Consider the following 23688-nt stretch of genomic DNA (forward strand, 5'->3'; position numbering starts at 1 on the left):
GCATTTCTAGAACTCGGCGCTCTTGGGGAAGCGGGGAAACGGAATAACGTCGCGGATGTTGGCCATGCCGGTGACGAAGAGAATCAGGCGCTCGAAGCCCAGGCCGAAGCCAGCATGCGGCGCGGTGCCGTAGCGGCGGGTGTCGAGGTACCACCAGAGGTCTTCTTCGGGCACGTGCATCTCCTGCATTCGGGTCAAGAGTTTGGTGAGGTCTTCCTCCCGCTGCGAGCCACCGATGATTTCGCCGATGCCGGGAAACAGCACGTCCATGGCGCGTACAGTGCGGCCATCCTCGTCCAGCTTCATGTAGAACGCCTTGATTTCCTTGGGGTAGTTGGTTAGGATAACAGGCTTCTTGAAGTGCTTTTCCACCAAATACCGCTCGTGCTCTGACTGCAGATCGGTGCCCCAATCCACTGGAAATTCGAACTTCTGCTTGGCTGATTTCAGGATTTCAACGGCCTCCGTGTAGGTGAGGCGCTGGAACTCGTTGTCCACCACGAACTTCAAGCGGTTCAGTAGTTCCTTGTCGTACTGGTCGTTGAGGAACTGCAGGTCGTCGGGGCAGTGCGTTAGCGCATAGCGAACTAGGCTGCGGAGGAAATCCTCGGCCAAGTCCATGTTGTCCTCTAAGTCGTTGAACGCTACTTCGGGCTCGATCATCCAGAACTCGGCGAGGTGACGGGCCGTGTTGGAATTTTCGGCGCGGAACGTGGGGCCGAACGTGTAGATCTTGCCTAGTGCCAGAGCGGCCAACTCGCCTTCCAGCTGCCCTGATACCGTGAGGTTGGTGGGCTTGCCGAAGAAGTCTTGCTTGTAATCAACCTGGCCAGCGTCGTCGAGCGGCGGGTTTTGCTCGGGCAGCGTGGTTACGCGGAACATCTGGCCGGCACCCTCGGCATCGGAGCCAGTGATGATGGGCGTGTGGACGTAGAAGTAGCCGTGGTCGTTGAAGTACTGGTGAATGGCGAATGCCATGGCGTGCCGGATGCGCAGCACGGCCCCAAATGTGTTGGTACGGGGGCGCAGGTGCGCTATTTCGCGCAGGTACTCCAGCGAGGTAGCCTTCTTTTGCAAAGGGTACTCCTCCGGGTCGGCGGTGCCCAATACTTCTATTTCAGTGGCCTGAATTTCTACGGCCTGTCCTTTGCCTTGCGATGCTACCAGCTTGCCGCGCACAGCTAGGCAGGAGCCCGTGGTTACCCCTTTCAGATTTTCCTCCGGAAATTTCTCGGCATCAGCTACCACTTGGATATTGTGGATGGTGGAGCCGTCGTTGAGGGCAATGAATTGCACGTATTTGTTGCCGCGGCGGGTACGCACCCAGCCACGTACTAGCACTTCACGGTCCAGGTCGGTGCTGCGGAGCAAATCCTGCACGCTGGTCTTTCGGAGGTCGGACATTGGGACTTTACTTCTCGAGGTTGATAGTCATGGATAGAGGGGGTAAAGGTAGGACTTTTGAAAAGGCTCTGAAAACCGCTCACTCAACAGGCGTATCTTCTTAGAAAACGTGGCTCCTCTCCTGCTTGCAGGCCGAGCGGCAGGTTGCGTGTGCCAGATGGCATCTGACGTTTGTATGCCGCTTCCACACGCGAGCAACAGCTGAACCTTTCCTCATTTTAGCGGCTCTTGCTGATGGTCAATGAAAGTGGCGAACCACTGAAATTGGCTATGCCCTATTTATCCTTGCTTGCGTCTTATAGTGGCTACTTGAGGCGGATTATTTCTTGTTTATGGCAATCCGTACCCCAACATTTTACAGTAAACGCAAGTACAGAAAGGCCTATATTTGACCTAACCGCCCCCGTTTCCACCTAGCGGGGCGTACGAGTTTTAGAGCGTATGCAACGACTGGATATGAAGCAGCTTCTTTCGCAGAAGCTGTCGCCCCAACAGATACAATTCATTAAGCTACTACAAATCCCGACGGCGGAGCTGGAAGCGCGCATCAAGGAGGAGTTGGAGGCAAATCCGGCGCTGGAAGAAGGCGACGATGCCGACGACGAGGTGGAGGACCAAGAGCGCGACGACTCGGATGATGCCGATGATTTTGATGACCCGGATGCCGAGTTCGACAACCCCGACAATACGTTGGACGAAGACTTCGACAACGACGACCGCAGCGAAGAGCAGCCCGAGATAGAGCTGCCCACCAAAGACGAGCCGCTGGAGCAAACTGCCGAAGCCAGCAACGACGACCTCGACCTGAGCGACTACCTCAACGACGATGAAATAGCGGGCTACAAAATGCAGGGCGACGGCCCCGGCGAAGACGAAGACGACCGGGAAATGCCACTAGCCGACACCGGCGGTTCCCTCATCGACAGCCTAATCGACCAGTTGGGCTTCGCCGACCTCGACGAGAAGCAGGAAGCCATTGGCCGCCAACTTATCGGGTCCATCGACAACGACGGCTATATCCGCCGTGACTTGTCGGCCATTGCCAACGACCTGGCGTTTGCGCAGAACATTGAAGCTACCGTATCCGAGATTGAAGGGGTGCTGCACCTGATTCAAAGTTTCGACCCCGCCGGTATTGCCGCGCGCGACCTCCAGGAATGCCTCATTTTGCAGTTGGAGCGACGCCCACAGGACGACGTGACCGAGCACGCGGAGCGCATTCTGAACGAGACCTTCGATGAGTTTACCAAGAAGCACTACCAACGCATCCAGCAACGGTTGGACCTGGAAGACGAGGAGTTGAAGGAAGCCATTGCGGTTATTCTGAAGCTTAACCCCAAGCCCGGTGGCAGCGGCCCGGTTGGGTCTGGCAAGGTTCAGTACATCATCCCCGACTTTATCCTGACCAATGACAACGGCGTTTTCAACCTGACGCTTAACTCCCGGAACGCCCCCGATTTGCGCGTGTCGCCGGCGTACACCGAGATGTTCCGCGCCTACGATAAGGGAGCTAAAAAAGACAAGAAGCTGAAGGAGGCCGTAACCTTTGTAAAGCAGAAGCTGGATTCGGCCAAGTGGTTTATTGATGCCATCAGGCAGCGCCAGAACACGCTGCTACGCACCATGGACGCTATTGTCCGCTACCAGCGCGAGTTTTTCCAGGAAGGCGACGAAAGCAAGCTGCGCCCCATGATTCTCAAGGACATTGCGCAGGAAATCAACATGGACATCAGCACCGTGAGCCGGGTAGCCAACTCGAAATCGGTGCAAACGGAATTCGGTATTTACCCGCTGAAGTACTTCTTCTCGGAAGGCATTGCCACTGATTCGGGAGAAGATGCCTCTAGCCGCGAGGTGAAGCATATCCTGAAAGAAATCATCGAGGGCGAAAAGAAAGACCGGCCACTCTCCGACGACAAGCTAGAGAAGATGCTTAATGCCCGCGGCTACAACATTGCCCGCCGCACCGTAGCCAAGTACCGCGAGCAGCTAAACATTCCGGTGGCCCGGCTACGCAAGGAACTGTAAGCTAGCGGCTTCTTGCCAACGCGTCAGAGTTGCCGTTGTATATGTATCAAAAAAAGCCCGGAGCTAGATGCTCCGGGCTTTTTTTTGATGCTGTTATTTCGGTGTTGCTTATTGCTTCACAACGCGCTGCGTGGCGGTTTGTCCGTTGCCTTTCACCGTCAGCACATACGCGCCAGCGGCAAGGGTAGTAGGTGCCTGCACTGCAAACTGACTAGCGGCAGTCCGAACGGCAGAGCGGTACACCACCCGGCCCTGCATGTCAGTGAGGGTGAGGCTAGTGCCCGCTGCAGCCGGACGGTCCAGCGTAATATTCAGCGTTTCGCGGAACGGATTTGGGTAGGCGCTACGCACAAAGGTGCTGGCAACGGCTGCCTTACCACGTGTGTTCAGTATCCGGAGTGCCTCCGTAGTATAGATACCCCGGCCGTGGGTAGCTGCTACCACTTGTTTGTCGGAGTTGCGAATGCGCAGCATGTCCACCCGCACGTTGGCAAGGCCCATGTTGATCGGTTGCCATGCAACAGTGTTTGCGGCAAGGTTGTCGCTACCCCAAACGCCTAGTTCGGTAGCCAGCATAATGCGTGTGCCATCAGCAGGGTCAAACAACGCCCACCGAATAGGCATGTCGGGCAGGTTGCCTTCTACGCTCCGCCAGGTGGTGCCGCCGTTGGTGGTTTCCCACACGCTGTTCACGCCATAGTTGGAATACGTGACCACTAAGTGCTGCTCATTAGTACGGTCCACAGCCACGCAAGACACCGACGCGGAAGGCGTCACTGGTCCGCGGATTTCGGTGACGCGCGGCGCACGAGGAGCTACGTTCTGGACCGAATCGACCCGCAACACTTTACCTGAGTTGGTGCCTACATACACGCGGTCCAGTACGCCTGGCGAAACGGTTACGTGCGTGACGTTACCCGCACCAGGCAACGCAATAGCCGTAGCCGTGCTAGTAGCCGTGGTGGGGGCGTTCAACCACCGGAACATCTGGTTGGCGCCGTACCCACCGAACATAGCGTTGGAGCGGCTGTCGTAATCGGTAGGGTTGATGAAAGACCCCAACGTGGAACTGATGGCGTTGAAATTACCGAAACTAGTTCCTCCGTTGGTGGAGCGGGCATACTGCGCATATACGTAGCTCGTGAATTGGTACTGCGGCTCATCTTCGTCGATAAAGCAGAAGCCGCCGTCGCCACCGGTAGCGGAGGTAGTACCCACAAGGCCAGGGCCGTTGAAGCGCTGCGTACCGTTGTCTTGCGAACCCGCCAAGAAGTAGTTGGCATTGGTGGGGTGCGTTGCCACAGCGTAAAACTGTGTGATGTTTAGGCCATTGAGGCGGGTGCTGAACACTGGTGTAGCGGGGCTTTCCACCGCAGCATTCAACGTAACTGATACGCCACCATCGTTGCCGAAGTAGCAGATATCGGGTGTAGCGAAGGCAATGGCATGATGGTCGGCGTGCAGGTAGCCCGCCGCGCTGCGGTTGGCTGTCCAGTTCGATACTTTGGTCCAGATAACCGGATCATCAGCTGCGGTGGAAGAACGGAACACGTCCAGTCCGCCCACATAAATCAGGTCGGGGTTAGTGGGCGATACGCCAGCTAGCAAATCGTACCAGGCCTGGCTGCTAGCCAGGGCGGTAGTGTTGCCACCGGGCAAGGTCATAGTTACCCACGTTTCGCCGCCATCGTCGGAGCGGTAGAGGTTGAGGACTCCCCCAGTAGTGGAGCTTTCCATAATGGCATACACGCGCCGGGCCCGGCTGGGTGCGCAAGCCAGTTCAATCCGCTCGTAGCCCGTGGTAGGCAGGCCAGAGTTCATTAAGGTGTTCAGCTTGGTCCAGGAGTTGGCGTCGCCGGAAGGAGAGCGGTAGATACCGTCGGTTTGGCCAATGCCTGCTGTAACGAACAGCTTTCCGTCGGCGGCAATTTCGATGTCAGCAATCCGATCAGCCAAGGCGCCTAAGCCTGCGCCCAGCACTTTGGTCCAGGTGGTGCCACCGTTGGAGCTGCGGAACAAGCCAGCACGGGTTCCCGCGTACAGGTCGCCGTTGGTTGGATGCACCAGCAGCTTCTGCACATACTGGAAGTTGACACCGTTGGTGGTGGGCAACTGTGCCCAGGTCTGGCCGTGGTTGGTGCTCTTCCAAATGCCTTCGCCCCGAATTGCGTCGGCATTCAGAAAGCCTTCGCCCGTACCGAAATACATGACATCAGGGTTGCGCGGATCGGCAGCCAGCGTTGTCACGGCCAGATTAGAGAAGAAATTATCTACACTCTGCCAAGTAGCGTTGGGGTTAAGACCGTTAGTGGTTTTCCAGAGGCCACCGCCTACTGATCCGCACCACACTGTGTTGCCGCTGGGGTCGCCGGCGTCTACGAGCAGAGCACGGGTCCGGCCTCCTACGTTGGACGGCCCCCGTTCAGCCCACTGGGTTAGTGCAAGGCTGCCCGACGACGGGCGCTGATTGGCACGCTCAGCTACCAATTTCTGAGCGTATTGCTGTGCCTCCACCAGCCGCTCACGTGGCACCGTACCAGTAGCCGGGTCCATAGTACGCGCTATTTCCTGCTCTATGGCTAAATCCGGACGATCCTCGCCAGCTTTTCCTTCTTCCTCTTCTTCCCGCTCCCTTGCATCGCGCAGTTCCTGCGGGGTACCGGCTTTTTCAGGTTGTTGCTGCCACCACCAAGCACCACCCGCAAGAGTGCCGGTTGTGGCCAAGCCAAGTACTAATTGTCGCCCACGGGGCCCGAGTAATTTACGCATCATAGGGTAATGGTGAGGTGTAAGAAATCAGTTCTTCATGTAAACTTCATGTGCTTCACACATGAGGTTCCTAAATATAAGCAGCAAGCCGTGAAAGCCAGCGGGTTTGGCGAATTTGGCACACAATCTTGCCTTGCCAGAGTCCAACTATTTCCTTGAGACGGTCTGTTGCCACTTTTTTCTGTCATAGGTCATCCTCTGTTACTGCCCGGTTGTTTGTTTTATCTGGTGTGCTATCAACTGCCGGGCACTGTGCTATATCCCTTCTCGCTGACTGGTGGCGGCTGACTGGCCTAGTTGTGCTCTTCCCGTTGGTGTTGCCCTGGGTTGGCGCAGCCTTTCTGTTGTGGCTTGGCATTGTGAAGGGCAACCTTGAACTGCGCGAACGGCAACAACGCCCGTCGCCCTTTTTGCTGGCAGCCCTCAGCTTCGGGGTGGCTATATTCCGGTTGTATTGCGCCCTGCAGGCCCTCGATAATTTGTTGCGCTTGTATGATGCTGGCCGCCGTGCTGACTCTGCTAGTTTCCTTACGCTGGAAAATAAGTAACCCACGGCGTAGGAGTTGGTAACGGTGTGGCCCAAGCTGTTGCTGACCCTACTTTACAGCAACAGCTTGGGCCGCACCGCTACGCTTTGGTGGCTGCTGAGCAACATCTTACTGGCAGGAGTTGTGTTTAGCGCCTAGCCAGCACCTACCCCAACTCATACTCCAGCATGAGTTGGGGTAGGTGCTGGGCTGGTGGTATCTGGGGTTGCCTCAGCACTTATGTAAGGCCCTCCACGCAAGCAGTACCAATACCTACCTTGGTGTGCTGGCGAGAGTTGATTGAATGTTAACTGCACTGTAAGTGAAAGACCATAGAGCCACTTACCCCGCTACCCTATCATTCGGCCAGAACTCAATGCAGTTTGCTCATTTCATCCTGTAATAGAGTCTGAACTAGCGGCTGGGTGTAATCGGCCTCGGCTTGAATGTGCGGCATCAGGCGGCGCATAATTTCCTCTTGGCGCTGCCCATTGGCCAGGGCTTCAGCATAGGGTATATGGGAGAATGTTACTTGAGAATACAGCGGCAACCATTGCCCCGGATATTGCGCCGAGATTTTACTTTCTATTTTCTTTTGTAGCAGAAACCGTGGATCTGCTACCCGGTCGCGCATTTCCTCGAAGTTGTAGATAGCCAAGTCAGCCATAGCATCGGCGTCGGGTTTGCGCTGGTTTTGAAACTTCTGGAACACGGTGCGCCAGTCGGGTCCGTGCTGCTTTAATAAGGCATTCAGCACGGAGCAGTCCTCGAAGCCAGCGTTCATGCCTTGGCCATAAAAGGGCACAATGGCGTGCGACGCATCCCCAATAAGCAATACATCATCGTCGAAAGCCCAGGGAAAACAACGAACGGTAACCAAAGAACCTGTTGGGTTATCAAAGAAGTCGGCTGTCAGGTCCGGCATCAGCGGCACCGCATCCGAAAACACTTCCTCGAAAAAAGCCTGCACCTGCGCTGGCGTTTGCATGGTGGCGAAAGAATGCGGGCCTTCGTATGGGAAAAAGAGGGTGCACGTAAAGGACCCATCCAGGTTAGGCAAGGCAATCATCATGTACTGCCCGCGAGGCCAGATGTGCAGAGCATGCTTCTCGAGCTGCCAGGTACCACCTGGACCAGGCGCGATATGCAATTCCTTATAGCCGTAATCGAGATAGTTCTGGGAGTAGTTGTAGCGGTCGGTTTTCTGCATGGCGCCTCGCACAACCGAGTACGCACCATCGGTACCAAACAGCCGGCCGAAAGGCCATAGTTGCTCTTGGCCGGTGGTAGCGTCACGCAGGGAAAGCGTATGGTCACGCAAGTCCACGTTCAAGCATTGCTGGTTGAAGTGCAGCGCAACCCCTGGCTCAGCTTCCACCAGATCCAGCAGCTTGCGGTTTAGCCCCGCTCTTGATACCGAGTAAATAGCTTGATTGTCTTGCCCATAGGGCTGGTTGGTAAGCTGCCCGCGTTGGTCGTGCATCATCCGGCCGTACATCGGAATGCCTACTTGACGTACTTCGTCGCCAATGCCTATTCCCTCAAGTGCCCGCCAGCCGCGGTCTGAAAGCGCCAGGTTGATAGACCGGCCCTCGAGCGGGCCAGCTAGCCGCGGGTCGGCACGCCGTTCGAACACGTCCACGCGGTGGCCGTGTCGAGCCAAATACAAAGCCAGCAGCGAGCCAACAAGTCCCGCGCCCATTAGCGTGAGCGACTCGGAACCACCCGTGGTGGTAGTACTGGCAGAAGAGGTAGCGTCGGGCATGGCAGCAAACAAATAAGGTAATGGCGACGAAGCTAGTGGTTGGCGCTGAATTTAGCTTACCACGTGATGCCAGTTTAACGGACAAACACCCTAGTTCATCTTGTATCCGTCCTGGGTTCGTCGGAAACTCAGTTTTAGCGCCTTTGCACCCGCTAGATTTGAATTATTAAACGAAGCAGTTGAACAAACCCATAAGGTTGCCCATACACTTCTTTAATAAGCTCAACAGTTACACTTTTTCCGCCCTCACTCTGCTCTGTGTGGCTGATCGTTCATCCTCCTCTACCCCTCCCACCACTATGCCAATCGTGGCTCCCGAACAACAAGATTGCAATCAGATTGCAATGCCTACCCCCGACTCATCAGATTACTTGCCCAACGAAGTTTTTCGGATTGGCGAGTTTTTAATTGGCAACAGCGAATCCTCTAACCTAGGAGGTCACCCTGGCATTCGGTACTAGCCAAAGGCACTTTGTAGCACTGTACAGCAATCTTTCACTTCCATTCAACCGCCTTGTGGCGGTTTTTTTATGTGCCCTCATGTAGATCTGTTCATCAAAGCACCCTGTTTCCACGCATCACTTTTATGTATATAATACAAAAATTTATGATTAAGATATTTAATCATATTTATAATATAAATACGCATTGCTTTTAAAGCGCAAGAATCCTACTTTTGTAGGATAATAATAGTGCAACTCGCTACCACTACCCACCTTCTGCATCTTACATACATGAATAAAATCTACTACACAGCTGCAATACAAGCTTTTACAGCCTTTGCAGCTACTTCAGCTTATGCTCAGGAGGCTACTAATATCAGTGGCATCGTACAAACGGAAGCTGGCGTACCTCTGCCCGGCGCAACAGTATTTATCAAAGGAAGTTTTATAGGAAGCAGCACCAATAGAGAAGGTAAATTCATACTCAAAGCTGATTTCACTAATCTTCCGGTAGTACTATCAGTATCTTTTGTAGGCTACGAAAGCCGAGAAGTGTCTCTGTCGCAGCCCGACAACTCGGTGCAGGTGGTACTCAAACCGAACGCCACCCTGACCAACGAAGTAATTGCTTCGGCTTCGCGGGTTGAAGAAGGCATTCTGCAGGCTCCTGTAACAGTAGAGAAGCTGAATACGCAACAGGTTGAGCGCATTCCCACAGCTGATCTGCAAGTTGGCCTCAATCAATACAAAGGCATTGATGTGAACAGTGCCAGCTTGCTGATGAACTCGCTGAGCACACGCGGTTTCAACTCGGCCAAGTCGGAGCGCCTGATTCAGCTCACCGACTACTTTGATACCCAGTCGCCGAGCTTGAACGTGAATGCAGGTAATCTGCAAGGCTTACCCGAGTTGGATGTAGAAAGCATCGAGGTTATTCACGGCCCGGCTTCGGCACTGTACGGAGCCAACGCCTTTAACGGCGTGTTGCTGCTCAACTCCAAAGATCCTTTTGTAACAGAAGGCTTGAGCGTACGAGTACGGGGCGGCGAGCGGAGCTACTTTGATGGGCAAGTGCGATACGCCAAAAAACTCACCGAAAAGCTGGCGTTCAAAATAGTGGGCTCCTATCTGACAGCCAACGACTGGATGCCCAGCAACTACGCTGCTACCAGCTTACGCGTAGAGCGCGGCAACAATCCTGAAAACTCCACTTTAGGCTATGATGCGGTCAACCGTTACGGCGAGGTGGGAGGCTATACCTTTGCCAACGCCACCAGCACTCCAGCTGAACTACGAGGCAAAACGGTGTATATGCCCGGCTTCACCGAGCAAGAACTGGTAGCCAACGACGACCAAGCTAAATCAATCAAGATTCACCCTTCGCTTTCCTACCTGCTAAGCAGCAACGTGAAAGTGACGGTGGGAGTGAACTACAACCGTGGCACAGCCAGCTACCAGAGCAGCAGCCGCTACCGTTTCCACGACTTCGGTACCAACCAGTTTCATGGCGAAGTGAAGGGGACCCGCTGGTTTATACGTGGCCAGTCGGTACAGGACTTTGGAGCCGATTCGTATGACCTCAGCTTCTTAGGTTCGTTCATTCAAACCTCCACCATTTCGCCGGATGGGACTGGACCTACGTATGCGCAGTCCTACTACTCGGCGTACCTAACTGAATACCAGACGTCTAGAGCGCGGGGCAACTCGGTGAATGACGCTCTGGCGTCGGCACAGCAGGTAGCCGCTTCTCGGCAGTTGAAGGCAACTGACGCGCGGTTCCAGCAATTGCGCACGCAGATCATCAACGATGCCACCCCCGGCCGAGGCGCTCGACTTAATCCTAGCTCGTTGCTAAATGAAGGCAACGCTCAGTACAACTTGCCACTAGCTGAAAACACCGACTTAATTATCGGAGGAGCGTACCGCAAGTTCCGCCTAGGTTCGAGCGGCAACTTATACTCCGATGATAACGAGCGTATTCAGAACCACGAGCTGGGCGGCTATGCGCAGCTAACGCAAAAGCTATTTGCAGAGCGCCTGAAGCTGGCAGTAGCAGGCCGCGTAGATGAATTCAAAAACTTCAAGCCCGCATTTTCCCCCCGTGCTTCGGCGGTGTATTCAGCTGGTGCCAGCAAACAGCACAACTTCCGGGCTTCGTATGGCCGCGCTTTCCGTTCCCCTACTCAGCTCGACCAGTACATCCGCCTCGACGTAGGTCGTGTTGTTCTTTTGGGGAACGTAGGCGACGGTTTCAAGGGATTCAGTACCATCAACGCGGCCGGCCAGCCGTTTGGCACGCCTGGTGTTCCGCTCTCGTCGTTTGAGTACGAAGCTCCAGCGTTGACTTTGGAGCGCCTTAGCACTTATGAAGTAGGCTATAAGGGCACGCTGGGAGAAAAGGTGGCGCTGGACATCAACTATTTCCGGTCTTACTACAACGACTTCATCGGCGCTCAGCGCTTCATTGGCAACCGTGACGGGAGCCGGCCGTCGGATGTGCAGTTGGCAGCAGAGTTTGCTCGCCCACAGCAAATGCCCGCAGAAACGCCTTTCCAAAGCCCTTCTTCGCAAACCCGCGTACTACAAGTTTGGACCAATGCTCGTCAGGAAGTGCGCACACAGGGTGCCGCAGTGGGCTTGAGCTACAACGTATCGACACCGCTTACTTTGACGGCCAATTACTCGTTGAACGTTCTGGACCGCAGCAACTTGCCAGAGGACTTCCAAACGTTTTTCAACACTCCCAAGCACAAATACAATGTGGGAGCTAATGGTAATGTAGCCCGCAACCTGAGCTACTCCGTGAACTACCGTTGGGCACAAGGCCACCTCTACGAGTTGCCGTTTGCAGTAGGCGAGCTGAAAGATTACAGCGCTGTAGATGCATATGTGGGCTATGCAGTACCGAAGCTGTTAACCACTTTCCAAGTAGGTGGCTCCAACTTGTTGGACAACACCAACACCCAGGTATATGGGGGCCCGAACATCGGCCGGTTGGTTTTTGTAGGTCTCTTGGTTGATATTAAATAGCACAAGCAGTTGCGTATCTAATCTATTACGCCTTACATAACCCAAACAAAAAGCCCGCGCATAGTGCGCGGGCTTTTGTTTGTTATAGATATACAGCTCTGCGTTTTCCAACGGTACTCAGCGGCACAGCTATGCTGTAGTTACCAACCGAAACGTCAGATTCAAACGGGGAGTGGTGGGGCGCGCGGTTTTAGGTATTGCGTGAAGCCAATGTTGCTGGGTGGTACCACGCATCAACAGCAGGCTTCCCGAATTCAAGTCCAAGGCAACCGAGTCGTGACGCAGTCGGTCAGGATGGCGCGGGCGCATGCGGAAACGACGAGTGGCGCCCAAACTAATAGACGCAATAACGGGCTCGGGCCCTAGTTCAGGCTCATCATCGGCGTGCCACCCCATACTGTCTTGGCCGGTGCGGTACAAGTTGAGCAGCACGCTGTTGAAACGAGTATTCGCCGCAGCCTCCACCTGTTCGCGCAGTTGTTGCAAAGCGGGCGTGAAGGGAAGTGGCTCCAAGGCCAGGCCAGAATATGCATAACGAGCTCCAGGGTCGCCGTACCAAGCGGTAAGCCGAGGTTGCATCACTTCCTTACCGAAAATTTTGATGGGCTCGTGCCGCCACGCAATGGTATCAGATAGCTCTGCTAACAGGCTGGTGGCAGCTTCCGCGGAAAGGAACTGCGTGTCAAGCAACACAGTGGCTTGTGGAAGTGAAATAGGCGTCAGGGGCACAGAATACAAGTAGAGGGCCGGAACGGAGTTAGCGCTTCATGAGCTGCTCCATTTCCATTTGCACTTCCTTGGGCTGCTGTTTGATAAGGTACGGCATGGCTTTTTGCAGCCCCCACACGATTAAAAAGCAGATAACAATAGGAGGCAAGATGCTCCGGCTACGGTAGGTATCGGTGTTTACGTAGCGGGGCCAGAACCAGAACATGTAAACCAACACCGCTGGGATGTTGAACAGCAAAGTACCGAGAAATGGATTCAGCCCTTGCTGCATAACCGCCCACGTCAACAACTGAGAGCCCACCAGCATGTAGGCTACAACGAATGCAATTAGCCCCAACAGGGCCCGCATCCTTTTCAGCCGGAACAAGTTTATTCCTAGCAATACCCCTCCGCCTATCATCATAGACATGGGCAGCATAGAGAACAATACAATAGTGCCCGGCGAGTACAGCAGCGGGGCATCTGTTTGGGCGAAAGGCTCTCCCGTAGAGGATGCTTCGGAAGTCTTGCTGGCTGCTTCGGCAGCGGCTTTTTGATGCTGCTGGCGCTCTACTACGGGCCGCAGTTCAGCTCGGATAGCGGCGGCATCGGCAGGGTGTTCTCCACGACGTTCCAACTCATCAAGTGCAGCCAAAACAGCATCCTCACGGTATTCCGCGCGGTTTTGCACGTATAGCAACAACTCAACTAGGGGTTTGCGGGACATTTTGTCCGCGTATTCATCAGCCATGGTACTGTAAGTCAATTAGGAAAACCACCGGTTCCTGGTAGTACAACGGAAAACACTGTTGCTTGACGAATGATGCCCGAAATGTTACACAATACGCCTTCTTCTATGCCTTTCAAGCAGGAACTTTACTTGAGTAGCAATGCTCGGCTAGCCTTGCTGAGAGGCAGCCCACTCAGACAAAGCGACACCAACACGCTGCACATCTTGAAAGGAGTTGTATAATGGTACTGGAGCCAAACGAATGACGTTGGGTTCCCGCCAATCACCGGTAATACCGACAGACATCAGGTGGTCGAATAGGTTGCGGCCGTTCTGATGCACCAACAACGAAAGCTGGCACCCGCGCTGCGTAGGATCGGCTGGGGTGATGATTTCGAGCACCGTTTTCGGGAGATGCAGGCTCTCAATCAGAAATTCTAAGTAGCCTGTCAGCAACTCACTTTTGCGCCGCAACGCCTCCATGCCACCAGCGGCATCGTGCAGCGCGAGTGCCGCTTCGTGCACCGCCATCGTTAGAATAGAACTGTTCGAGAGCTGCCAGCCAGCGGCGCCACGCATCGGCCGGAAGCCCTTCCGCATCTTGAACCGCTCTTCTTCGTCGTGCCCCCACCAGCCGGCTAGGCGGAGTAGCTCGGGTTGGTCTGCGAACCGCTCGTGCACGAACGCACCAGCCACGCCACCAGGACCAGAATTCAGGTACTTATACGTACACCAGCAAGCGAAATCCACGTCCCAGTCGTGCAGATGCAACGGGATGTTGCCCGCCGCGTGTGCTAGGTCGAATCCTACTTTTGCCCCAACTGCGTGGCCAGCTCGGGTAATGGTCTCCATGTCGTATACTTGGCCGGTGTAGTAGTTGATGCCGCCCATGACAACGGTGGCCAAAGAACCGCCTAACTCTTGGATTTTGGCGGTAATATCCTCGGTGCGCAGCGTGTGCTCACCGGGGCGAGGCGAGAGTTCTACAATGGCATCCTCGGGGCTGAGGCCATGTAGTTTCACCTGCGTTTCGAGGGCATATTGATCGGACGGAAACGCGCCGCCCTCCATTAACACCTTGTAGCGCGAAATAGTAGGCCGGTAAAACGAAACCAGCAACAAGTGCAGATTAGTGGTCAAGTTGTTCATCACCACCACTTCCACGGGCTTAGCTCCTACCACGCGCGCAGTAGCATCAGCCAAACGGGCATGAAAATTCAGCCAGGGCGTTTCACCTCGAAAGTGGCCTTCCACTGCCATCTGCTCCCAGTTGCTGAATTGCAGTTCCGCCGCGCCGCGTGCAGAGCGCGGTTGCAGCCCCAACGAGTTACCGCACATGTACACGCTTTCTTGCCCATCAGGACCGGGCGGGATATGAAACTGGCGGCGGGACTCGCGCAAAGGATCTTGCGCATCTAGCTGCGCAGCAAAGCCGGGGGTGGGATCAAAAGAGGTCATTGCGAGCAAAGATAGGCTGCTAACCGACTACTACCCCGCCAGAATTCCGGCCAAATGTGAATCAGCGAGTCCCAGCCAATCCAGCGCGTTCTGACCTAGCATCCGAGCCTTCACTTCCGGAGCGTAGGCCATGGACTGAATCAGTTCACCCGGGGTCAGCTCGCCGAGCGGAAATGGGTAGTCGGTGCCCAGCACAATTTTATCGGGGCCGAGGGTTTTCACCAGAAAGTCAAGCATAAGCGGGTCGTGCACCAGTGAATCAACCCAAAAACGTCCCAAGTAAGCGCGCGGGTTCACGTTGTTGTCGACAGCGCACAAGTCGGGGCGGACCTTGAAGCCGTGCTCGATGCGGCCGATGGTGCTAGCAAACGTACCGCCGCCGTGCGCCACTGCCACGCGCAGGCGTGGCAACCGCTCCAATACGCCCCCGAATACCAACGAACACAGCGCCAACGTGCTTTCGGCGGGCATACCAACCAGCCAGGGCAACCAGTATTTGGGCATCTTCTGCTGGGCCATCATGTCCCAGGGGTGCACAAACACACAAGCTCCCAATTCTTGAGCCGCCGTAAATACCTCGAATAGTTCGGGAGCATCTAGGTTCCAGTCGTTGACGTGGGTACCAATCTGAATACCGGCCAACCCCATTTTCATACAGCGTTCCAGTTCTCGAACCGCCAAGTCGGGGGCTTGCATGGGCAGCGTACCAAGGCCTACGAACCGTCTGGGGTAGCGGCGCACCACATCGGCAATATGGTCGTTGAGTAATTGACTGAGGTCCAGGGCATCAAGTGGCTTAGCCCAATAGCTGAACATAACGGGCACCGTGCTAAGCACTTGCACCTGTACACCAACTTGGTCGTACTCCCGCATCCGTACTTCGGGGTCCCAACAGTTGTCTTGTATTTCCCGGAAGAATTTGTCGTCTTGCATCATGCGGGCACAACACGGCTTATGATGCTCCAGCCGAATGAAACCGCCATAGCCATATCGTTCGCGCAAGTCGGGCCAGCGTTCCGGCAAGATATGCGTGTGAATGTCGATGACGAGCGACGAACTAGATGGGAGCGGCGAGGCAGCGGCAGAGTGGAGTGACAAGGACATTGCCGCAAGTAGGCTTAAACGTACAAAAGAGCTACTCGGCAGGAACTGCCACCGGAGCTGGAGGCGCCATAACGGTGCCACACACTTGACAGGTCCGTTTGTGTTCGTCTTGCCAGAATCGGTTCATAATGGGAGGCAACTGGCTCACAATATCTGTTATTTCAGCAAACTCCTCGTAGAGCTTGTTGCCGCAGTTTTCACAGTACCACTGAAACCCATCTACCTCACCAGCAGTACGGTATCGCTCCAGCACTACACCAATAGACCCAGCTGGTCGGCGCGGAGAGTGGGGCACTTTGGGTGGCAGCAGAAACATGTCGCCGGCTTTGATTTCGATATCGACTGGCTTGCCGTCTTCAATAATCTTGACCACGATGTCACCCTCCAGCTGTAGGAACAGCTCTTCTCCTTCATCGACGTGGTAGTCTTTGCGGGCATTAGGGCCGCCTACCACCATCACAATAAAATCTTGGTTGGCCTTGTACACCTGCTGGTTGCCAACGGGCGGCTTGAGTAGATGGCGGTGCTCATCAATCCAGTTTTGCAAATTGAAGGGGCGGGCTACAGGCATGGTTTCGGGGAAGTTGAGTGAGAATTAGGTAGGCAGGCACCGGGCCGAGCAACGTGGCCGAACTTACAGAAAACCCACACGAATTTTCTGGCAATCTGGTGTAGTGGCGGCCGGCTATGGCTCCCATTTGTTTGGTGCTTGGTTTCTTTGCCATACGCAGCAGCCACTTGTACGCTGCTGCGTATGGCAAATTCTTGTTTTGTATGTACTGTAGGCAAGGTTATATTTTGTCTCTTTGAAGCGTGTACTCTTACCCCACGATGTCCTGTGAATCTTGATTTTTCCTCTCAGCGCGCTCTAGTAGGCGGTAGCACTCAGGGTATTGGCCGAGCAATAGCCGAAGAATTAGCAACGGGTGGTGCCACCGTTACGCTATTAGCCCGAAACGAAGACCATTTGCGCGAAGTACTAGCTACTCTACCCACTCCCAACAACCAAGTCCATGACTATGTGGTTGCTGACTTCACCGAACCCGACACCCTTACCCAACAGGTGCAGCAGTACTTAACAGCCCATCCGGAGGGGTTCCATATTTTGGTTAACAACACCGGTGGTCCGGCAGGTGGCCCTATTTTGGATGCAGCTGTGGATGCTTTTCGGGCGGCTTTCGAACAACACCTCGTTTGCAACCATCTGCTGGCGCAAGCAGTGGTACCCGCTATGCAAGAGCGGGGCTATGGACGCATCATCAACATTATCAGCACCTCCGTAAAGCAGCCCCTACCCGGCCTGGGTGTTTCCAACACCATTCGGGGCGCCGTGGCCAACTGGGCCAAGACGCTGGCCAACGAATTGGGTTCCTGGGGTATCACCGTCAATAATGTTTTGCCTGGGGCTACCGTCACGCAACGGCACACTTCTCTCATCGAAAAGAAAGTGGCCCAAACCGGACAGACTACCGAGGAAATTGAAACGGCTATGCGCAAGTCCATCCCAGCCAATCGTTTTGGGCAAGCCGAAGAAGTAGCTGCCGCGGTGGTATTTCTGGCCTCTGAAGCGGCCGGCTACATCACGGGCACCAATGTTCCCGTTGACGGCGGGCGCACAGGAAATTTATAGAAAGAAGGATGTAAGCCGAATGTACTAAGCGGTGAGCCCGACTACCCTTTTATCAACACCAAGAAGAACCCCTATTTTTACTGGCTCTACGCTTAGTTTCCCTGCATTTTGATATCCATCAATAAGCTCTCCATCATTATTCCGGTTTACAACGAAGCCCGTACCATCCATCAAATTTTGGATTTGCTGCGCGAGCTTACCCTAGTGAATAACATCGAGAAAGAGATTATTATAGTCAATGACTGTTCCACCGACGAGTCAGTGGAAGTCATCCAGTCGTACGCTGCACGGCACCCGCAAATGGGAGTAAGGCTGCTACAACACAGCGTCAACAAGGGAAAAGGCGCAGCTCTACATACCGGCATTCGGGAAGCAACCGGAGAGTATGTTGTCATTCAAGACGCTGACTTAGAGTATGACCCTGAAGAGTACAACTTGCTGCTCAAGCCCGTGTTGCGAGGGTTCGCCGATGTGGTGTATGGCTCACGCTTTATGGGCGGCAACCCTCACCGCATCCTGTTCTTCTGGCACAGCATCGGCAACGCGGTTCTAACGTTCCTGTCGAATATGTTCACGGACTTGAACCTAACCGATATAGAAACCTGCTATAAGCTATTCCGCCGCGACATCATTCAGGGCTTGAAGCTAGAGGAGAACCGTTTTGGGTTTGAACCAGAAGTAACCGCCAAAGTCTCGCGTGTACCCAATGTGCGCATCTACGAAGTAGGCATCAGCTACTACGGCCGAACATATGCCGAAGGCAAAAAAATTGGGTGGCGTGACGGCTTTCGAGCCATCTATTGCATCGTCAAATACGGTCTATTCCGATAAGACCGTCAACTATCAGCACGCATGTAGTGTAAGTGCCCGTTGGCGCGTTACGCGTGGCGCGGCGTTTCAGACGCAGTTTTCTCTGTGGAGGATGTAGTACCGGCCACAAGCAACAGCAAAAACAGCGAGGGGAAAATTCCTACCATTGCCAGATAGCTATAAGGCACCTGAATGAACGCGTAGAAAGTGATTAGGTAGAGCTTGAGTACCAGCACTGCATAAATCCGATAATCGGAGCGCTGGCCTTGCTGGCGCCAATACAACCAAGCGGCTCCAGCAACAATGAACAAGAGCAATGCTATGTGCACGGTCTTGAGTAACCGTATTCGCTCAACTAGTTCGCCGTCGCTGAAGCGAAAAAAGAAGTTACCTAACCCTATCCCGTTGTAGAGGTGCATGGGCAAACCAGAGTCGTTTAAGTGACGCCATTCATTTACGGCTACGTCTGTGTAAGAGGACTGCACGCGCATAAAAAGGCCCCAGTCGTGTGACAAGAAGGGCACAACATACAACAGTAGAATACCAGCAGCTACCAGACCAGATAGCAAGAAAGCCTTCTGCCGCGAATCCTGGAAGAAGACCAGAAGCACGTAGAAGGGAACCCAAAAAACCAAGGAAAACCTTGACAAAAGGCACAACAGCAACCCTAATACTTGCAGGGGCCAGGAGCGCAGTAGAATACCAGTTATCAATATGAAATAATAACCGACTATCATAGTCTCAACCGTGTACCCCAATATGGAGGCATCAGTCCGAATTACTGCGTAGGTAGCCGCAAAAGGCAAGAACGCTAGCAGAAAGGTGTAAGAGGCCGGCTTACGTAGTCTGGCCAGTACTACCAAGTATCCTACGGTACCTAGTAGCAATAGAAAGCTACTCATCCACCGATAGTCGAAATTGAAATGCCCGGGCAGCAGGTATGGAAACCAAGTTGCTGGCAAATAGGTCGGCAAGGCGAAATAGCCTAACTCAGCCGTGAAAGGCGTGTACACCTCTTCGCCAGCCAAAAACCGTTTGACGTAGACACTGAGAGCAGGAATAACATCAGAAGACGCTATTTGAATAGCGTAATTCCTAATTACCTCTCTCATCCCCTTCACACATAGCAACGTGCCAAAACCAGTCGCCAGTAAGATGGGCAACCATGGCTGCTTCATCTGGCTTGCTGTAGGTGTAGACCACTCTCGGTGCCGCGTAAAATAGTAGACAGCAACACAGACCACAATGCCTACTAGATAAAGCAGAACAGGGCTTAAGTAGTCACCGAACTCACTACGCATAAATGTAAACAGCGCGGCCTCCGTTGCCAAAAGCCAATAGATTACACGTCGTTGATCAGAAGAGGAAGTAAGCGCTGATAACATAGAATGAGCAAGAAAGGACAAACGGGAATAACAGAAATCGACTACGCAGTACAACTAGCACGCTTTGAGGCCGACGATAACCCTAAGAGTCGCCAAAACCCATAGCCTATGCAGTTAAATGGCACTGCAAACCAGCTACAACAAAACGCCTGGTGCTACTCAACACCATTCTTCGGCACAACCAAGTCGAACACTTCTCTACGTGCCTTAGCCTGGGTACTAGGATAACGTTTAGCCGGCAAATGTATGTGTTCAAGGTCATTTTTGATGATGGCTCATCTGTCAATATGCCCCAGCATCGACCTCGATTCTGGTGCCAAAGGCATCCCGCAAGCTACCAACATCCTACTCTACACCGTATGCGAATTAAATAGCCGCTGCACACAAGTTAGTCTTTACAGGTGCTAGCTCCCGGTAACTTACTTTGCAAGAATTGAATATTACCCACTGCTTCAGCCACTTACACCGCTTCGCAACAAATCAGCCGCAATAGGAACTACACAAGCTCCTATTGCGGCTGATTTATTGCGAAGCAGTATTTAAAAGGCTAATTAGCTCAGAACTGCTTAAGGTACTAGTTGAACTGCTAGATCATCCAAGTACACGGGAGCTGATACGCTTCCGGAACGCCACAGGTAGATAGAAATTCTACTAGTATAGGTAGCCTCTGCCGGCACTACTATTTCCTTGGTTATTTCCACCCATTTGTTGAATTGACCACGAACGGACTCGCTCATATTCGCTGCCTCCCATAGCAACGGCTGGCCATTGGCCTCGGCCCCATCAATGGTAGTAACTAATGCTGCCTGCGCCTGAGCGTTAGGTACGAATACCCAAGCACTAATCTTCATTTTTTTGACACGAGCAGAACTCAGTTGCCCTAGGTTTGCCCGATAAGTGAGACTGTACTCGTAAGTAGGATCTATCTTAATGGAGTATTTGCCAGAATGCGCTTTGTCACGAGTTAGAGTAGGATTCTGAAGATCTGGCAACCAACCTTGTATCGACTCAAAATCACTAGCCATTAGTGTGTTTTGATCGACTTTGTCTTGACTGCCGCACCCAGCTAGTACAATAATAGACAGGCTAAAAAGTAAACGTTTCATTGAGTGAAAGTAAGAAAGGTAGTAAGGTTAATACTGTGACTGTAGGGTTGTGAGCATAGTGAAAGTACTACCTATTGGGTGGCACCATATATGAAGATTCGGTTACTGAACCTCGTCGGCACACACAGGCTCGTCGGCATAATGTGTTGGGAATAAATTGCCAACTCAACAGATCTGCGAATTCTTTTATCATTTCAAAGCCTCTTCTCACCTTCTCCCTGTAGAATCTACTTTCTATCAGAATACTATTCTGACGCAGCAACATGCCCTCATAAGTATAGAATCACAATCTCCACCACAATAACGTCATGTCAACCAAGCTCAGCCGCTACGCCCAAACACGACTTGCGACACGGTCTGCTCGATAGCCATAGATTCGTGATTAAAAATAATTCAGCACAGTTTTTTTTACTAGCGACAATAACAGAGCTTAAATGCAAAGCAGATAAGATGGTGTAAGAGTTACCCGCAAAACTAGGTAATTAAAGCTAGTCTCTGACCTATTTCTGTGTTGCATGCAATGCACATGAGAGCAAATAGCCGCTAACGAAACGTAGCGTTTGTTGTATCCTGAAGCTTTGGGCCGTAGTCAGTACTTTTGTGTAGCTGATGGCTGGGAATCTTATGTGTGCCCACTTTAGCGAATCAAGCTACGCTTACTCCTCTTCGTTGTCACTTTGCCCTATATACACTAGCTTAACTTCTTGCAAGGCAGATACATACTGTGTGCACCATCATTCACTTTCACTAAGCATTACGCGCATTTCTTCTTCGCATTCTCACACCACCCCATGGATCTGGCTTACGAGCAAAAGTATCATCAACTGGAAGAACAACATTGGTGGTTTGCTGGTCGCCGTGATGCTATACGCAAGCTGATCCACCGCATGCAAGTGCCTCTTCAAGCCGACATTTTGGAAATTGGCTGCTCAGCAGGACCCCTACAGCAAATTTTGCACACCGACGGTTACACCAGTTTAACAGGCATTGACATTAGCGAGAATGCCATTGCATTAGCCAAGCAGCGTGGCGTTCCGAATGTGTCGGTGATGGACGGAGCAAAACTCGATTTTGCAGACGCCTCCTTTGATTTTGTGTTGGCTTCAGATGTGCTGGAGCATATTGAAGACGAAGAATTGGCAGTGCGCGAATGGACGCGCGTACTCCGGCCGGGTGGCCGTATGCTGGTATTCGTACCGGCCTTTCAAATGCTGTGGACGCACCACGACGAAGTCAATCATCATTACCGTCGTTACACAGCAGCTCACCTGCGGCGGGTCTTACAACAAGCTGATTTGGAAGTAGAGCGTTCTTCCTACTGGAACTCCACACTGTTTTTTCCTGCTTCAGTGGTGCGCCTAGCCAAACGAGTGTACTCCCGCCCCGTCAGCGATACTGCGGACACTGGTGATTTGCAACAGTTTCCTGGCTGGCTTAATAGCCTGTTTAGTAGGTTGCTGAAGACCGAGAATACGTTTCTAAAATATGGTTCATTTCCGGTGGGAGTCAGTGTATTTGCGTTAGGCCGCAAACGTTAGATTTCTCATTGGCAAGGCCATAAAAGTAACTACTCATCTAACGTCAAGGTTGTCTTAGTCCGCATTGTTGTACTGAGCCCTTTATACGAATGTCGTACTTAGCACTACCCGGCAGCTTGTACTAGGCAAGCTTTGGTGAAGGTTACTTGGCAATTTCATCTTAAGTTAAAAACGGCGTGTGCTTTGTTATCTACGCTCCGTTTTAACCTCTCAACAAGAATCCGCTCAAAGTTCTCACTTACCGTTGTCCCGTCCTATGGATCTTTCCATTGTCATTCCTATCTACAACGAAGAGGATAATATCCGGGCGCTTTATGAGCGGCTATGCGGGGTTGTCGGTCCAATGCACTTACGCTATGAGTTCATCTTTGTCAATGATGGATCGAAGGACCGCTCATTGGCTTTGGTGCAGGAACTGGCGTCACATGATGAGCGGGTACGATACATAGATTTCAGCCGCAACTTTGGTCACCAGATTGCCGTGACGGCCGGGCTTGACTTATCGGTAGGCGAAGCAGTAGTGATTATCGATGCCGACTTACAGGACCCCCCAGAGTTGATTGTGCCGCTCTACCAGAAACTGCAACAGGGGCATGAGGTAGTGTATGCTAAGCGCCGGACCCGACAGGGAGAAAGTGTTGCCAAGAAATTCACGGCCAAGCTTTTCTACCGCATCCTTGCCCGCATCACTAATATTTCTATCCCGGTGGATACCGGTGATTTTCGTATTATTTCTCGCAAAGTGGTAGATGCCCTGAAGCTAATGCCCGAGCAAAGCAAGTTCATTCGGGGCCAGATTTCCTGGATCGGCTACCGGCAAACGTACGTTGAGTATGACCGCGCGGAGCGAGCAGGTGGCGAAACCGGCTATACCTACAGCAAAATGATCAAGCTGGCACTGGACGGGATTACTGCCTTTTCAGACGCGCCTCTCAAAGCCGCCACCATCAGCGGATTCATTGTATCAGGAGTGGCTTTCTTGGTGCTGCTGTACACCTTGTATTCACGTTTCGTAACCAAAGAATACGAGCCCGGATGGCCGTCTTTGATGACCAGCATCCTGTTTTTGGGCGGCGTACAACTTATTGCGGTAGGTATTATTGGAGAATATATTTCCCGGCTTTCTGCCAATGTGCGCCAACGCCCGCTCTATATCATCTCGGACACCAACATCACCCGAAAAACACAGCAGCCAACCAAGGAACTCCAATAAGCAGGTAGCTGCTATGCATTTGTGTACTAGGCACTAGGCC

The 23688-nt window shown here is 53.0% G+C and carries 17 protein-coding genes; 7 read left to right on the plus strand and 10 right to left on the minus strand.

Going from position 1 to position 23688, the window contains the following annotated elements:
• Window positions 1-6 precede the first annotated feature (6 nt).
• Entirely contained in the window at window positions 7-1404 is a 1398-nt protein-coding gene (gene asnS, locus MTX78_RS21480) for an asparagine--tRNA ligase (RefSeq protein WP_243798208.1), read from the minus strand.
• A gap of 441 nt (window positions 1405-1845) precedes the next feature.
• Here asnS and rpoN point away from each other — a divergent pair, with 441 nt between their 5' ends.
• The gene (rpoN, locus tag MTX78_RS21485; RefSeq protein ID WP_394805599.1) at window positions 1846-3432 is read left to right on the plus strand and encodes an RNA polymerase factor sigma-54; all 1587 of its coding nucleotides are present in this window, start codon (window positions 1846-1848) and stop codon (window positions 3430-3432) included.
• 108 nt (window positions 3433-3540) lie between these two features.
• On the opposite strand, the gene MTX78_RS21490 is transcribed toward rpoN, so the two are convergent.
• A complete protein-coding gene (locus tag MTX78_RS21490) occupies window positions 3541-6204 on the minus strand; it encodes a T9SS type A sorting domain-containing protein (RefSeq protein ID WP_243798212.1) in 2664 nt (887 codons plus the stop codon).
• A gap of 296 nt (window positions 6205-6500) precedes the next feature.
• Here MTX78_RS21490 and MTX78_RS21495 point away from each other — a divergent pair, with 296 nt between their 5' ends.
• Window positions 6501-6749, plus strand: a complete 249-nt coding sequence (locus MTX78_RS21495; RefSeq protein ID WP_243798214.1) for a hypothetical protein — start codon at window positions 6501-6503, stop codon at window positions 6747-6749.
• Between the two features lie 352 nt (window positions 6750-7101).
• Here the strand turns inward: MTX78_RS21495 and MTX78_RS21500 are convergent, their stop codons facing one another.
• A complete protein-coding gene (locus tag MTX78_RS21500; RefSeq protein WP_243798216.1) occupies window positions 7102-8493 on the minus strand; it encodes an FAD-dependent oxidoreductase in 1392 nt (463 codons plus the stop codon).
• 734 nt (window positions 8494-9227) lie between these two features.
• On the opposite strand from MTX78_RS21500, the gene MTX78_RS21505 reads away from it, so the two are divergent.
• The gene (locus MTX78_RS21505) at window positions 9228-11966 is read left to right on the plus strand and encodes a TonB-dependent receptor (protein WP_243798217.1); all 2739 of its coding nucleotides are present in this window, start codon (window positions 9228-9230) and stop codon (window positions 11964-11966) included.
• A gap of 129 nt (window positions 11967-12095) precedes the next feature.
• Here MTX78_RS21505 and MTX78_RS21510 read toward each other — a convergent pair whose 3' ends face one another.
• The 5 genes from MTX78_RS21510 to MTX78_RS21530 form a co-directional block, all read right to left on the minus strand.
• Complete coding sequence (locus tag MTX78_RS21510) at window positions 12096-12695, minus strand: alpha-ketoglutarate-dependent dioxygenase AlkB family protein (protein ID WP_243798219.1); 600 nt, start codon at window positions 12693-12695, stop codon at window positions 12096-12098.
• Between the two features lie 28 nt (window positions 12696-12723).
• Window positions 12724-13401 (minus strand): hypothetical protein, encoded by a 678-nt coding sequence (locus MTX78_RS21515; RefSeq protein ID WP_243798221.1) that lies wholly within the window; start codon window positions 13399-13401, stop codon window positions 12724-12726.
• Between the two features lie 171 nt (window positions 13402-13572).
• Entirely contained in the window at window positions 13573-14862 is a 1290-nt protein-coding gene (kynU, locus tag MTX78_RS21520) for a kynureninase (RefSeq protein WP_243798223.1), read from the minus strand.
• 30 nt (window positions 14863-14892) lie between these two features.
• Window positions 14893-15966 (minus strand): amidohydrolase family protein, encoded by a 1074-nt coding sequence (locus MTX78_RS21525; protein WP_243798225.1) that lies wholly within the window; start codon window positions 15964-15966, stop codon window positions 14893-14895.
• Between the two features lie 31 nt (window positions 15967-15997).
• Window positions 15998-16537, minus strand: coding sequence for a 3-hydroxyanthranilate 3,4-dioxygenase (locus MTX78_RS21530; protein ID WP_243798226.1), 540 nt, complete (start codon window positions 16535-16537; stop codon window positions 15998-16000).
• A gap of 267 nt (window positions 16538-16804) precedes the next feature.
• Here MTX78_RS21530 and MTX78_RS21535 point away from each other — a divergent pair, with 267 nt between their 5' ends.
• Both MTX78_RS21535 and MTX78_RS21540 read left to right on the plus strand, forming a co-directional pair.
• Window positions 16805-17596: an SDR family oxidoreductase gene (locus tag MTX78_RS21535; RefSeq protein ID WP_243798228.1), complete on the plus strand. Its 792-nt coding sequence runs from the start codon at window positions 16805-16807 to the stop codon at window positions 17594-17596.
• A 111-nt stretch (window positions 17597-17707) separates the two neighbouring features.
• On the plus strand, window positions 17708-18427 hold the full coding sequence (locus MTX78_RS21540) for a glycosyltransferase family 2 protein (protein WP_243802937.1): 720 nt from the start codon (window positions 17708-17710) through the stop codon (window positions 18425-18427).
• A gap of 47 nt (window positions 18428-18474) precedes the next feature.
• Here the strand turns inward: MTX78_RS21540 and MTX78_RS21545 are convergent, their stop codons facing one another.
• The gene (locus MTX78_RS21545) at window positions 18475-18930 is read right to left on the minus strand and encodes a hypothetical protein (RefSeq protein WP_243798229.1); all 456 of its coding nucleotides are present in this window, start codon (window positions 18928-18930) and stop codon (window positions 18475-18477) included.
• A 1427-nt stretch (window positions 18931-20357) separates the two neighbouring features.
• On the minus strand, window positions 20358-20897 hold the full coding sequence (locus MTX78_RS21550) for a hypothetical protein (protein WP_243798231.1): 540 nt from the start codon (window positions 20895-20897) through the stop codon (window positions 20358-20360).
• A gap of 791 nt (window positions 20898-21688) precedes the next feature.
• Here MTX78_RS21550 and MTX78_RS21555 point away from each other — a divergent pair.
• Together MTX78_RS21555 and MTX78_RS21560 are read left to right on the plus strand one after the other, a co-directional pair.
• Window positions 21689-22435 carry a class I SAM-dependent methyltransferase gene (locus MTX78_RS21555; RefSeq protein ID WP_243798232.1) on the plus strand — a complete coding sequence of 249 codons (747 nt, stop codon included), beginning with the start codon at window positions 21689-21691 and terminating at the stop codon, window positions 22433-22435.
• Between the two features lie 256 nt (window positions 22436-22691).
• Window positions 22692-23648: a glycosyltransferase family 2 protein gene (locus tag MTX78_RS21560; RefSeq protein ID WP_243798234.1), complete on the plus strand. Its 957-nt coding sequence runs from the start codon at window positions 22692-22694 to the stop codon at window positions 23646-23648.
• The last annotated feature ends 40 nt before the right edge of the window (window positions 23649-23688 follow it).

The organism is Hymenobacter tibetensis (assembly GCF_022827545.1).
Lineage (GTDB): Bacteria > Bacteroidota > Bacteroidia > Cytophagales > Hymenobacteraceae > Hymenobacter > Hymenobacter tibetensis.

Excerpts from the sequence above, each read along its gene's own strand:
- asnS (WP_243798208.1), bottom strand. The coding sequence starts at position 1,404 with ATGTCCGACCTCCGAAAGACCAGCGTGCAGGATTTGCTCCGCAGCACC.
- rpoN (WP_394805599.1), top strand. The coding sequence starts at position 1,846 with ATGCAACGACTGGATATGAAGCAGCTTCTTTCGCAGAAGCTGTCGCCC.
- MTX78_RS21490 (WP_243798212.1), bottom strand. The coding sequence starts at position 6,204 with ATGATGCGTAAATTACTCGGGCCCCGTGGGCGACAATTAGTACTTGGC.
- MTX78_RS21500 (WP_243798216.1), bottom strand. The coding sequence starts at position 8,493 with ATGCCCGACGCTACCTCTTCTGCCAGTACTACCACCACGGGTGGTTCC.
- MTX78_RS21505 (WP_243798217.1), top strand. The coding sequence starts at position 9,228 with ATGAATAAAATCTACTACACAGCTGCAATACAAGCTTTTACAGCCTTT.
- MTX78_RS21515 (WP_243798221.1), bottom strand. The coding sequence starts at position 13,401 with ATGTCCCGCAAACCCCTAGTTGAGTTGTTGCTATACGTGCAAAACCGC.
- kynU (WP_243798223.1), bottom strand. The coding sequence starts at position 14,862 with ATGACCTCTTTTGATCCCACCCCCGGCTTTGCTGCGCAGCTAGATGCG.
- MTX78_RS21525 (WP_243798225.1), bottom strand. The coding sequence starts at position 15,966 with ATGTCCTTGTCACTCCACTCTGCCGCTGCCTCGCCGCTCCCATCTAGT.
- MTX78_RS21530 (WP_243798226.1), bottom strand. The coding sequence starts at position 16,537 with ATGCCTGTAGCCCGCCCCTTCAATTTGCAAAACTGGATTGATGAGCAC.
- MTX78_RS21550 (WP_243798231.1), bottom strand. The coding sequence starts at position 20,897 with ATGAAACGTTTACTTTTTAGCCTGTCTATTATTGTACTAGCTGGGTGC.
- MTX78_RS21555 (WP_243798232.1), top strand. The coding sequence starts at position 21,689 with ATGGATCTGGCTTACGAGCAAAAGTATCATCAACTGGAAGAACAACAT.
- MTX78_RS21560 (WP_243798234.1), top strand. The coding sequence starts at position 22,692 with ATGGATCTTTCCATTGTCATTCCTATCTACAACGAAGAGGATAATATC.